General features: G+C 26.8%; 11 protein-coding genes and 1 CRISPR repeat array. Of the genes, 7 read left to right on the top strand and 4 right to left on the bottom strand.

The window, feature by feature from the left end:
- The first annotated feature begins 27 nt into the window (after positions 1 to 27).
- Complete coding sequence (gene ybaK, locus I2E83_RS15855) at positions 28 to 495, top strand: Cys-tRNA(Pro) deacylase (protein ID WP_195430811.1); 468 nt, start codon at positions 28 to 30, stop codon at positions 493 to 495.
- A 189-nt stretch (positions 496 to 684) separates the two neighbouring features.
- Here the strand turns inward: ybaK and I2E83_RS15850 are convergent, their stop codons facing one another.
- Both I2E83_RS15850 and I2E83_RS15845 read right to left on the bottom strand, forming a co-directional pair.
- On the bottom strand, positions 685 to 1,578 hold the full coding sequence (locus tag I2E83_RS15850; RefSeq protein ID WP_195264602.1) for a DUF1002 domain-containing protein: 894 nt from the start codon (positions 1,576 to 1,578) through the stop codon (positions 685 to 687).
- Between the two features lie 254 nt (positions 1,579 to 1,832).
- Entirely contained in the window at positions 1,833 to 3,509 is a 1,677-nt protein-coding gene (locus I2E83_RS15845) for a DUF2207 domain-containing protein (protein ID WP_195430808.1), read from the bottom strand.
- A gap of 158 nt (positions 3,510 to 3,667) precedes the next feature.
- Here I2E83_RS15845 and I2E83_RS15840 point away from each other — a divergent pair, with 158 nt between their 5' ends.
- Both I2E83_RS15840 and hydA read left to right on the top strand, forming a co-directional pair.
- Positions 3,668 to 4,612 (top strand): hypothetical protein, encoded by a 945-nt coding sequence (locus I2E83_RS15840; RefSeq protein WP_195430805.1) that lies wholly within the window; start codon positions 3,668 to 3,670, stop codon positions 4,610 to 4,612.
- Positions 4,613 to 4,924: 312 nt separating this feature from the next.
- Entirely contained in the window at positions 4,925 to 6,310 is a 1,386-nt protein-coding gene (gene hydA, locus I2E83_RS15835; protein ID WP_195430802.1) for a dihydropyrimidinase, read from the top strand.
- Between the two features lie 299 nt (positions 6,311 to 6,609).
- Here hydA and def read toward each other — a convergent pair whose 3' ends face one another.
- Positions 6,610 to 7,062, bottom strand: coding sequence for a peptide deformylase (gene def, locus I2E83_RS15830; RefSeq protein WP_195264606.1), 453 nt, complete (start codon positions 7,060 to 7,062; stop codon positions 6,610 to 6,612).
- The gene (locus I2E83_RS15825; RefSeq protein ID WP_195264607.1) at positions 7,063 to 7,299 is read right to left on the bottom strand and encodes a helix-turn-helix transcriptional regulator; all 237 of its coding nucleotides are present in this window, start codon (positions 7,297 to 7,299) and stop codon (positions 7,063 to 7,065) included.
- Positions 7,300 to 7,706: 407 nt separating this feature from the next.
- Positions 7,707 to 8,453: direct repeats of the CRISPR family, unit length 30 nt; unit sequence GATTAACATTAACATGAGATGTATTTAAAT.
- 210 nt (positions 8,454 to 8,663) lie between these two features.
- On the opposite strand from I2E83_RS15825, the gene I2E83_RS15820 reads away from it, so the two are divergent.
- The 4 genes from I2E83_RS15820 to I2E83_RS15805 all read left to right on the top strand — a co-directional run.
- On the top strand, positions 8,664 to 9,095 hold the full coding sequence (locus I2E83_RS15820; protein ID WP_195266837.1) for a MarR family transcriptional regulator: 432 nt from the start codon (positions 8,664 to 8,666) through the stop codon (positions 9,093 to 9,095).
- A 217-nt stretch (positions 9,096 to 9,312) separates the two neighbouring features.
- Positions 9,313 to 11,052, top strand: a complete 1,740-nt coding sequence (locus I2E83_RS15815; RefSeq protein ID WP_195266838.1) for an ABC transporter ATP-binding protein — start codon at positions 9,313 to 9,315, stop codon at positions 11,050 to 11,052.
- Positions 11,039 to 12,973, top strand: a complete 1,935-nt coding sequence (locus I2E83_RS15810; protein WP_195430799.1) for an ABC transporter ATP-binding protein — start codon at positions 11,039 to 11,041, stop codon at positions 12,971 to 12,973. The genes I2E83_RS15815 and I2E83_RS15810 overlap by 14 nt, the downstream gene beginning before the upstream one ends.
- Before the next feature lie 175 nt (positions 12,974 to 13,148).
- Positions 13,149 to 13,336, top strand: a 188-nt coding sequence (locus I2E83_RS15805; RefSeq protein ID WP_195430796.1) for a hypothetical protein, incomplete at its 3' end; no start/stop codon positions are given.

The following is a 13,336-nucleotide window of genomic DNA, read 5'->3' as shown; positions in this document are numbered from 1 at the left end:
TAATTGTATTGTTTGGAGGGATACTAAATGGATGAAAAAACAAATGTAATGCGAATTTTGGATAAAAAGAAGATTAAATATAATAGTTATTCTTATGTAAATACTGATGCTATAAGTGGAGTAGAAGTTGCTAGCGTTTTAGGGCAAGACCCAAATCAGGTTTTTAAAACTCTTGTTACAGTAGGTAAATCAAAAAACTATTATGTATTTGTAATACCTGTAGAAAAAGAATTGAATTTAAAAAAAGCAGCAAAAAGCGTTGGTGAAAAATCTATTGAAATGATAAAATCAAAAGAATTACTACCATTGACAGGATATATTCACGTGGGATGTTCACCTATTGGTATGAAGAAATCATTTGTTACAACAATTGATATATCAGTTGAAGAACTAGAAACATTTATTTTTAGTGCTGGTAAAATAGGATATCAAGTGGAATTAAGCTTAGATGAGCTTAAAAAAGTTATTAGATTTCAGTTATCTGACTTAGTATAAATAGTCTTATTTGTAGTGGTAATATAAATTAACCATATTTAATTTCATGAAATATATAATTCTTTATTATTAAGGATATGACATAGGAAATTATAAAGCTCCAACCAAATTTAAGGCAAATGGTTGGAACTTTATATATTATACTATAAAATTTAATTGCTTTTAGTTTAATAAGTAAGTATGGAGTTTTTAATTATTTCCTAATCCTTTTATCCAATCAAGAAACTTAGAAAAAAAGTTACCTATTGCATCAAAAAGTCTTTGAAAGAATCCACTATCTTGAATATCTTTCCCAGAGTTTTTTAGTGCTTCTGAAATTTGATTACCTATATTTTTTAAAGTATCTTTAACATTATCATAATCTATATCTAAGTCATTTATATTAGCCATCAAAGCTTTTATTTGCTCTTTTTGCTCATCTGATATTTCAACTGTATAATTATTTGTAACAGTTTCAACTATTTTTGATATTTCTTCACTATTTTTTGGAGATTCTTTTATAACTTTTGTTTTAACATCATTAATAACTTTAGCAGCTTCATCATATCCAATTTCTTCTCCAAGATCTGATGTTGTTTCTATTTCTTCTTGAGCTGTCTTTTTATTTTTTAATGATAACTCTTCACCTTTAACAGCTTCAAAACCTTTTAATATTCCTGATAATGCAGAAGTACCAGTAACATGGAAAGGTGAACTTGCTTTTACCTCAGCATTAGTTACTCCAGATGTAACTAGAGCATTTGAAAGCATAAGTGGAGTGACTTCTGTTAAATTCTTAGCTGTTACGTGTATTCCACCATTATTAGTAAGCTTAACATATGAAGAGGAATAACAACCACCTTGATAATTAGATTGATCATTTGGATCAAGACCTAATTGTTTTATAATATCTTCATTAGTTATTCTATCTATGCTAACTTCATTTTCTTTAACACCAAATTCTTTTAACATTTCAGATTCCTGAGCATCTGTTAAGTCAATACCAAAAGTAACTCTTTCATTATTTTGGGCTTGTACAGTAAAACTAAATAAGGAAAATGCAACAGTGCATGCTGTAATTAGCTTTAGTATATTTTTTTTCATAATAAAAAACTCCTTTTACATATATATAATTGCTTTACTTTAATATTATTAAAGAAAGTAGAAAAATAGAAGGCTTTTAAGATTTATTTAAGAATTTGATAATGAAAAATTAAAATATAAAACTAAGTTGAGTTCATTATCATAATTATAAAACACTTTATATCTAGAATATAATAATTTAATAAAATAAAAATATTAATACTAAAATAAGCCTAATATAAAAAGAAGTCTAATTTAAATAGACTTCCTTAATTTTAAAATGCGCCAGAATCTCCGCCTCCGCCACCTGAAAAATCTCCTCCAGATGAAAAGTCATTAAAACTATTATTGCTAAAATCCATGCTATTATTGAAATTTGTATCATTTCCATAATTCTCATTTACTGAATTGTGTATTTCATTAAATAAAAATAAATTTGTCATATAGCAACTATAAAAAGTGTGATTAAAATTATTATTAGAAAGGGAATCTCCATTAGGAGTATCTATATCTAAATCATAATGACTTATTCCCAATGCAGGAGCATATATTATAGATTCTTTAATATTATCTATATTTTCAGTATTTATTAATGATAATAAGTATTTTTTATAAGCAGACCATTTAAGATATTCATTATAAGCATCATTATTTAATACTTCTTTATTCTTAATACTTATATAATAATTATGAGATTTTCCATTTTGTTTAACTTCATTTATAAAATCATAATATGAATTATTAAATTTTTTAGCGACCTTTTGGCTATTATTAATTTTCTTTTTTATAGATTCAAAAGAAAATTCATTATTACTATCTTCATATTTTTTAAACCAATCCATTAAAACTTTTAAATGTGAATATTCACATTTTGAACTTTCTTTTATTCTTTTAAATTTAACATTAATAAGTTCATCTCCATCAGATATACTGCTATCTAGAATATAAAAACCTTTATTTGCAAGATACATTAATGTAGAAGGAACTAGAGGCCAATTAATATTATTTTTGTTATATAAATATGCAACCAAAGCTGGGCTTGTGTTAGAAGGTGGATATGGAAGCATATCTTCTTGTATAAAAACAAAGTTTGATCTATATTCATTTAAAGCTTCATTGAAAATTCTTTTTGAACGCTTGTGTGCAAGATAAAATATTATAGCTATTAACAAAATCAATGAAGAAGGAATTAAAATAGGTAATAACATATCAGAAGAATCTTTTTCTAAATATCCATTTATATTATTATCTATAATATTTGAGTTGTTATTATTTTCAATTGGTGAAGTTGTAATTGGAATTGTAAGAAAATCAGACTGAAATCCTAAATCAAGACCAAAATTTGAAGTTAAGTTTTCACCAGTAATTTTAATTTTATCTTCTGAAGTTCCTGCATTAAAAATTCCATCACCATAAACAGTATAATATAAATTATTTGCATTAAAATTTGCGGAATTTAATTTTAAATTTAGTTCAACATTATTTACTGGATTATCTGCTGAAGCTGTATAAAAGCTCCAATTTAAAGAACTAAAACCTTCATATTTCTTTGCGGCAGAGCTTATTAAATACTCAACTTTAAATTTCTTTTCTTCATTACTACTTTTAGAATAAATCTTTACTTGAACTTTCCCATCAGTATTTATAATTTCGTAACTGTTATTTGATTTATCATTTTTGTTTTCTAAATTATATGATCCAGTAGAATCCTCAAGTGTTACATTATTAATAGAATAACCATTAGATCCATTTAAATTTAGATTTAGGTAAATACCATTAAAATCTCCATTAAAAGTATAAGTAAATTCATCATTTACTAAAACATCCCCATTGTTTTGTATTTCAGCATTAATAAGTAGTTTATCAATTGAATAATTCTTACTATCTGCAAATACAGTAATAGGAATTGTTAATGAAAATAATAAGGTTAAAAAGAAAATTAGTTTTTTCATTATCTATACCCCCTTGTAAATATTAGGATATCATATTATATGTATTTTCTCCATATTATTAAATAGTATTATAATAATGTTCATATCGGTTAACGTTTTCAAAAGGAGAAAAGTATTATATAATAGTTTACATAATAACTATAAAGGAGAATAGATTTATGAAAAGAATATTTGAATTAACAACAAGTGATATCGAAAGTTTAAATAAGAATACTCTTAAGGAGATAATAAAGACTTCAGAAGGTAGAACTGTTATGTCAGAGACTATTATAAGTTATACTCCATTTATAAGAGAAGTATCAAATTTAGAGCTTGCTGCAAGTTTTGGAGCAGATATGATAACTTTAAATACATTTAATTTTGAAAAACCTTTTATTTTTGGAATAGATGGGGGAACAAACTTACTTTCTTCAATAGATAACTTAGCTAAAATAGGAGATCAAATTAAAGATAATTTAAATAATAAAGATTATATAAAAAATATTAAAAAGCTAGTTGGTAGAATGATAGGCGTAAATTTAGAACCTGTACCAGCAGGAAGCACTTATGAAAGAGGATATACATTAAATAGAGAAAATCTTGAGAAGGTTAAGGAATATGGTTTTGATTATATAGTATTAACAGGAAACCCTAATACAGGTGTTACTGAAAAGACCATTTGCGAAGGAATAAAGCTTGCTAAGGAAGTATTAGGTGATAGCACTTTGATTATAGCAGGAAAAATGCATGGAGCAGGAAGTGGAAATATATATGATGAAAATGCTATAAAAGGCTTTATAGATTGTGGGGCAGATGTTGTATTAATACCAGCTCCAGGAACAGTACCAGGATATGATTTAGATTTAGCAAAGAAAATAATTTCTCTTATTCATGAAAATGATGCACTTGCAATGACTACAATAGGAACATCTCAAGAAGGTTCAAGTAAAAGTATAATAGAGCAAATAGCATTAAATTCAAAAATGGCAGGAGCTGATATTCAACATATTGGAGATTGTGGAACTTTTGGAATAGCATTACCTGAAAACATAATGGCTCTTTCAGTAACAATAAGAGGAATTAGACATACTTATAGAAGAATGGCTCAATCAATATTAAGATAATAAAAATATTAATAAAATTGGCATCTCATAATATTAAAATTTTGGGATGTCTTATTATTTTATTGAATGATTTTATAGAATTGCTTTAGCATGAAATGCATAATATATAATTTTAAATTGTGTAGGATCTATTTAAAGATATCATGGTATAAAATGCTTTATCAAAATGATAATCAATTCTCAAATTGATATTAAATTATACTTAAAAAATGAGTTGTTACAATTAAATATAATTTGGCATATTCATTGCTTATATATAATAAATAATGTAAAGATATATTATTTTAAATATAAGAAAGTGAAGTGAAGCTAATGTCATTACTAATAAAGAATGGGACAATTGTAACAGCAAGTGAAACATATAAAGGTGATATATATATTGAAGATGACATTATAAAAGAAATTAGTACTTGTATCAATAAAGAAGCAAATGAAGTAATTGATGCTAAGGGGAAATATGTAATACCAGGTGGGGTAGATGTTCATACTCATTTAAATTTAGATGTTGGAACTGCTGTAGCAAATGATGATTTTTATACAGGTACAGTTGCAGCAGCTTGTGGTGGAACAACTACAATAGTTGATCATATGGGTTTTGGACCTAAGGGATGTAATTTAAAGCATCAAGTAGATGTATATCATGGATATGCAGATAAAAATGCAGTAATAGATTATAGTTTTCATGGAGTAATTCAACATGTCAATGAAGAAATACTTAATGAAATGGAAAGCATAGTGAAAGATGAAGGGATACCAAGCTTTAAAGTTTATTTAACATATGATTATATGGTAAATGATGAGGAAGTATTAAAAGTATTAAATAGATTAAAAGAACTTAATGGAGTTACAACTGTTCATTGTGAAAATCATGGTAGTATAAAGGTATTAAAAGATTATTATGTGAAAAATGGATTAAAAACTCCTAAATATCATCCTTTAAGTAGACCTGTAGAAGCAGAAGGTGAAGCTGTAAACAGAATGATAAATTTATCATCAATGGCAGGTGATGCACCTTTATATATAGTTCATTTATCTTCAAATTTAGGATTGAGCTATATAAAAATGGCAAGAGATAGAGAACAAAACATATATGCAGAAACATGTCCTCAATATTTAGTTTTAGATGATAGCAAATATGATTTGGAAAATAATGAGGGATTAAAATATATTATGAGTCCTCCTTTAAGAAAAGAAGATGATATAAATTCTTTATGGAAGGGAATTAAGGATGGATATATACAAACTATAGCAACAGATCACTGTCCATTTGCCTTTAGTAAAGATAAACAACTTGGAAAAGATGATTTTACAAAATGTCCTAATGGAGCACCAGGAATTGAAGAGAGAATACCATTAATTTTTTCAGAAGGAGTAATGAAAGGAAAAATCAACATTAATAAGTTTGTTGAAGTTTGCTGTACGAATCCTGCTAAAATTTTTGGATTGTATCCTAAAAAAGGTTCAATACAAGTAGGGTCAGATGGAGATATAGTTATAATTGATCCAACTATAGAAAAAGAATTAACTATAAATGATTTGCATTCAAATGTTGATTACAGTGCTTATGAAGGAATCAAAGTAAAAGGTTATCCTATTTATACTATTTTAAGGGGAAATATTATAGTAAAGGATAATAATTTTATAGGGGAAAAAGGTAGTGGGAAATTTATAAAAAGAGAAATAAAAGAAAGGTTATAATAAGGAATAGGAGATAGTTAAAGTGTAGTGTATATAAATAGCACTTTAGATATATCTCCTATTTTATTTAAATTTCGTACCAAAATATATTTATAGCAATTGTTTGGATAGATAATAAACTATTAGTTATTTGAAGAAGTAAAGTAGAGTTAGGAGGCATTGAAATAATTGAATCAATGAATTCTGTATAAATTGCTGTAGACTCCTAATATAGTTAAATTAAATAACTATATTACATATTATGGAGGAGTAGGTTTATCGGTGAAAATTTAACCTATTTACTGATAAATTTAACTATGCTATTTTATATATTCAGTAACAAAATCAGTAAAAAGAATACCATCTAAATGATCTATTTCATGGCAGAAGCATTTTGCTAAATCACCTGTACCTGTTAAAATAATTTTTTTGCCATATTCATTTAATGCTTGAATTGTTACCTTTGCTGGTCTTTTAAGTTTTCCCCATTTATTTGGAATACTTAAGCAACCTTCAATAACTTCTTGAGTTCCTTCTTTTTTTATTATTTTAGGGTTAACAAGCTTTATAAGCCCTTGTCCCATATCTATTACAACCAATCTTTTTAAAATACCAACTTGTGGAGCAGCTAATCCACCACCATTTTCTGTATTATACATAGTATCAGCCATATCATTTAATATTTGTCTTATTTTATCATCAACAACTTCAACCTCTTTACTTCTTTTTCTTAATATTTCATCGTCAAATAATCTAATTTGTCTTAAAGCCATTTAAACAACACCTCTACTTTGTTCAGATCTTGATTTCCTTTCACTTTCCTCAAAAAGAAAAACTTCTTCTATATTACTATGAAATACTTTAGCAATATCATAAGCTAACCAAATAGATGGTTCAAATTTTTCAGTTTCAATAGCATTAATTGCTTGTCTGGAAACACCTACAAGCTTTCCTAATTGCTCTTGAGTTAAACCCAAATCTTCACGAAATTGTTTTAATTTATTTTTCATCAAATATCACTCCTTGTAATGTTTACCTTACATTTCTAATTTAGCATTTCTTTAGGTGAGTGTCAAGCTAACCTTACATAAAATGTGTGGAAAGTAGTAACAATTTTTATATGATTTAGTATTATATTCATTTGAATAAATTATAAATAGACTTATTATTCAGATTGCAAAGGTGGTCGCGTTACGCGACCCCCTTGATATTATTTGGAGTGTTAAAAAACATATTAAGTATTTTTACCAAGTTATTATTTCATGAAGTATTTGAAAAATAAGTTATATTGCCTGTTTAGGCTGTCATTTATATAAAGTTTCTTTAATTTAAGTAAGGTTGGTAAAAAGTTTGGAAAGTGAGGTATTTACAAAGATTCCTTAGGATTGTATAATTTATGAAAGGCTTAAAATCAATGGATTAACATTAACATGAGATGTATTTAAATGACATTCTTATCCTCCCTTTATTTATTTTTTATAAGATTAACATTAACATGAGATGTATTTAAATTAAATTTTTTCAATCTATAATTACAATCATCTTTAAGATTAACATTAACATGAGATGTATTTAAATTTTGATTCACTTAATTTATTTCCTAATTCAATAGGATTAACATTAACATGAGATGTATTTAAATGCATTATCTAAAGAATTAAATGCACCTAACTGTTCGATTAACATTAACATGAGATGTATTTAAATTCATAACTAGCTATATTCTCAACCAACTCTTCTCTTGATTAACATTAACATGAGATGTATTTAAATAAGTTATGTTCTACATAAACATCTACAAAATACAAGATTAACATTAACATGAGATGTATTTAAATTCAAAAAACTATAACTTTTTTGGTTAAGAAAGTTTAGATTAACATTAACATGAGATGTATTTAAATATAAAAAAATAAAGGCTAGTAAGTAAGATTTCTCGATTAACATTAACATGAGATGTATTTAAATTTAATATTGAGAACTATAATTTTATAATTCTCTTTGATTAACATTAACATGAGATGTATTTAATTATTTAAAGTAATAAAGGAATTAGCTAATAGGGATGAGATTAACATTAACATGAGATGTATTTAAATCTCCTTTTTTTAAATCTATCTTGATTAAATTCTTGGATTAACATTAACATGAGATGTATTTAAATTTACAACATAAAAAATCAGGGGACTAACGAAATATGATACCCTTGAAATCAAAATGCAAATTACATTATTTTACAATAGATGTTTTATAAATATTTAATTAAATTAATATAAAAATTAAATATTTAGTGTAATCGAAACCACTAGATTGACAAGAATTATAAATAGTTTTATAATTAGTTAGAAGTCTAACAAAAGTGTGGGTGTAATTAATGAGTGAAATAAAACACATTGGAAGAAAAATCAATATACTATCTCATAAAATTAAAAGAAGAATAGGTAAAGTATCCTTAGAATATGGGATAAGCACTATGCAAGCAAAAATTCTAGGGTATATATTTCATCAAGCACCTAAGAGAGACATATTTCAAAAAACAATAGAAGAAGAATTTGATATTAGACGTTCTTCTGTAACAAGTGTACTTTCTTTAATGGAAAAGAATGGATTAATCGAAAGAGTAAGCGTTTGTGAAGATGCTAGGTTAAAAAAGATTATATTAACAGATAAGGGAGCTGAAGTTCATAAATCTGTATATAAAGAAATTGAAACTGTAGAATCTATAATTTATAATTCATTAAGTGAAGAAGAGCTTGAATTGTTTAATGATATATTAGAAAGGCTAAGTAAGAAGATTGCAGAGTAATGCAATTTTTTTTAGTTAATTAGTTAGAAGCCTAACAAATTAAATGATTATAATATTAGATTTTATTTAAATTCTCTTACTAGATAAAGTAATAAATTTAATCGAGTAAAGATTCAAGTAAGATGTATATTATATTTTGTTGGTATGGTGGAAAGCTAATAAAAATAGAGTGATTTTTTAATACTAAGGTTAGAAATCTAACAAAAGGAGGAATAGTATGATTAAAAAATTAGCTAGTTATATTAGGGAGTATAAAAAAGATTCAATTTTAACTCCTGTTTTTATTGCTTTTGAAGTAATACTTGAAGTAATTATACCTGTATTAATGGCTATGATTATTGATAATGGGGTAGAGAAGGGAAATATGAAGTATGTAACTGTACTTGGAGTAATCATGTTAGTTATGGCATTCATATCCCTAACATTTGGGGCTTTAGCTGGAAAAACTGGTGCTAAAGCATCTACAGGATTTGCTAAAAATTTGAGAAAAGGAATGTTTTATAGAATACAAGATTATTCTTTTTCAAATATAGATAAATATTCCACAGCAGGACTTGTAACGAGATTAACAACAGACGTAACAAATGTTCAAAATGCATATTTAATGATAATTAGAACATTAGTAAGGGCACCATTTATGCTTGTAGCAGCTATGGTAATGAGTTTCTATATTAATTCTAAGATGTCTTTAATATTCTTAGGTGCAATTATATTTCTTGGTGTTTCTTTATTTTTAGTAATTTCAAATGCTCATCCTATTTTTAAAAAGGTATTTAGAAAATATGATGATTTAAATGCTAGTGTTCAAGAAAATTTAACAGGTGTTCGTGTTGTTAAAGCTTATGTAAGAGAAGAGCATGAAACTAATAAGTTCCATAAGGCTTCACAAAATTTATATAATATGTTTGTAAAAGCAGAAAAGATAATAATTTTAAATGCACCAATAATGCAATTTACTATGTACACAATTATCTTGTTATTCTCTTGGTTTGGTGCAAAGATGATAGTATCAAATAATATGACAACTGGAGAACTTATGAGTTTATTCACATATGCTGGTAATATTTTAATGAGTCTTATGATGATGTCAATGGTATTTGTTATGGTTACAATGGCAAAATCATCAGGAGAAAGAATTATTGAAGTATTAGAAGAAGAAAGTGATTTAAAAAATCCTGAAAATCCTATATATAAAGTTAAGGATGGTTCTATTGAATTTGATAATGTTAACTTTAGTTATAGTAAAAAAGAAGATAATTTAAATTTAGAAAATATAAACTTAAATATAAAATCAGGTGAAACTGTTGGAATCATAGGTGGAACAGGAAGTGCAAAATCAACATTTGTTCAACTTATTCCAAGACTTTATGACGTAACAAGTGGATCATTAAAGATTGGTGGAGTAGATGTTAGAGATTATGATATTGAAACATTAAGGAATGAAGTTTCTATGGTTCTTCAAAAGAACGTACTTTTCTCAGGAACTATAAAAGAAAACCTAAGATGGGGTAATAAAAATGCTACTGATGCAGAAATTGTACAGGCGTGTAATGCAGCACAAGCTAGTGAGTTTATAGAAAACTTCCCTGATAAATATGATACCTATATTGAACAAGGTGGTACAAATGTATCAGGTGGACAAAAGCAAAGATTATGTATTGCAAGAGCATTACTTAAAAAACCAAAAATATTAATTTTAGATGATTCAACAAGTGCAGTTGATACAAAAACAGATGCATTAATTAGAAAATCATTTAAAGAATCAATTCCAGATACTACAAAAATAATTATTGCACAACGTATTTCTTCAGTTGAAGATGCAGATAAGATAATAGTATTAAATGATGGTAAAATTGATGGAATTGGAACTCACGAAGAGTTATTAAAAACAAATGAAATATACAAAGAAGTATATGATTGTCAAGTGAAAGGAGCTGGTGAAGATGAAGCCAAATAATGGACAAAGATCAAAAAGCCATGGCCCAGGAGCACCAGGGAAAATGCCAGTTGGAAGAAAAAGCAAAAATCCAATGAAGACATTAAGTAGACTTTTGGGTTATGTCTTTAAAGAATATAAATTTCAATTTATAATTGTTGTAATTTGTATATTAATTAGTTCACTTGCAACTATAGCAAGTACATTATTCCTTAAAACTTTAATAGATGATTATATAACACCATTTTTAGGTCAATCAAATCCTAACTTTGGACCATTATTAAAGACAATTGGAATGATGGCAGTAATATATTATATAGGAACATTTTCAACCTATTTATATAACAGAATTATGGTAGTTGTTGCTCAAGGAAGTCTTAAAAAGATTAGAGATGACATGTTTGAGCATATGGAAGGTTTACCAATAAAGTACTTTGATACTCATCCTCATGGAGAAGTAATGAGCTTATATACTAATGATACAGATACATTAAGACAAATGATAAGTCAAAGCTTACCACAATTAGTATCATCTGTAATAACAGTAGTTAGTGTATTTATATCAATGATAGTTCTAAGTCTTCCACTTACTATAGTTGCACTAGTAATGATTTTTATAATGTTTAGAGTTATAAAAGTAATTGGTGGAAAAAGTTCACTTTACTTTGGAAAGCAACAAAGAGATTTAGGAAAAGTTAATGGATTTATCGAAGAAATGATGGAAGGACAAAAAGTAGTTAAAGTCTTTTGTCATGAAGATGAATCAAAAATTGATTTTGATAAATTAAATGAAAATTTATGTGATAGCGCATATAAAGCTAATACTTTTGCAAATATCTTAATGCCTATTATGGGTAACTTAGGTTATATAAACTATGTTCTTACAGCAATTGCTGGTGGTATTTTAGCTATAAAAGGAGTTGGTGGATTTACATTAGGTGCTCTTGCATCATTCTTACAACTTACAAGAAATCTAAATCAACCAATATCACAAATGTCACAACAATTTAATGCAGTAATTATGGCACTAGCTGGTGCAGAAAGAATATTTGAACTTTTAGATGAAAAGCATGAAACTGATGATGGATATGTTACATTAGTTAATGCTAAAGTAAAAGAAAATGGAGAATTAGAAGAAGTTAAAGAACGTACAGGAATATGGGCATGGAAACATCCTCATGGCGATGGTACAATAACTTACACAAGAATGCTTGGAGATATGGTATTTGATGATGTAGACTTTGGATATGATGAAAAGAAAATAATTCTTCATAATATAAAATTATTTGCAAAGCCAGGCCAAAAAGTAGCCTTTGTTGGAGCAACAGGTGCAGGTAAAACTACAATAACTAATTTAATTAATAGATTCTATGATATTCAAGATGGGAAAATCAGATACGATGGAATCAATATTAATAAAATTAAAAAAGATGATTTAAGAAGATCACTAGGAATAGTTCTTCAAGATACTCATCTATTTACAGGAACAATAGCAGATAACATTAGATATGGTAAGCTAGATGCAACTGATGAAGAAGTATTTGCGGCTGCAAAACTAGCAAATGCAGATACATTTATTAAGCATTTACCACAAGGTTACGATACAATGATAACAGGTGATGGAGCTAATTTATCACAAGGACAAAGACAACTATTAGCAATTGCTAGAGCTGCCATTGCAGATCCTCCAGTATTAATACTAGATGAAGCAACATCAAGTATAGATACAAGAACTGAAGCAATAGTTCAAGAAGGTATGGATAAACTTATGCATGGTAGAACAGTATTCGTTATTGCTCATAGACTTTCTACAGTTAAGAACTCAGATGTAATTATGGTTCTTGAACAAGGAAGAATAATAGAACGTGGAAATCACGATGATTTAATTGAGCAAAAAGGAAAATACTATCAACTTTATACAGGAGCTTTCGAGCTGCAATAAATTTAAAATCTCAAGTATTTATTTACTTGGGATTTTTTTGATATTTTAAAAAGTAAATATATTCAATATATAAATTAGTAAACTTAAAAATTGTATTGGAATATAGAGGAAAAAAATAAAATGTGCAGAATAATTATATATTATAAAATAACAATTAAGATAAAGGAGAAGAGATTTGAGTACTATAAGTTTAGGTAGAAGTGGAATAGTAGGAATATCCTACAGTGAGACAAGCCTATTAAAAAGTAATCTAATGAGAGCAAATGAAAGAAGAAATAGCGCATCAAACAATATAAATTCAGCAAAAGTAAAATTGCAGGTAAATGGAAGATCAGGTAGAATAAGAGTAGAAACAGATAATTT

This window comes from Clostridium sp. D46t1_190503_E9 (assembly GCF_015555225.1).
Taxonomy (GTDB): Bacteria; Bacillota; Clostridia; order Clostridiales; family Clostridiaceae; genus Clostridium.
This window is presented reverse-complemented; position numbering and strand designations above follow the sequence as displayed.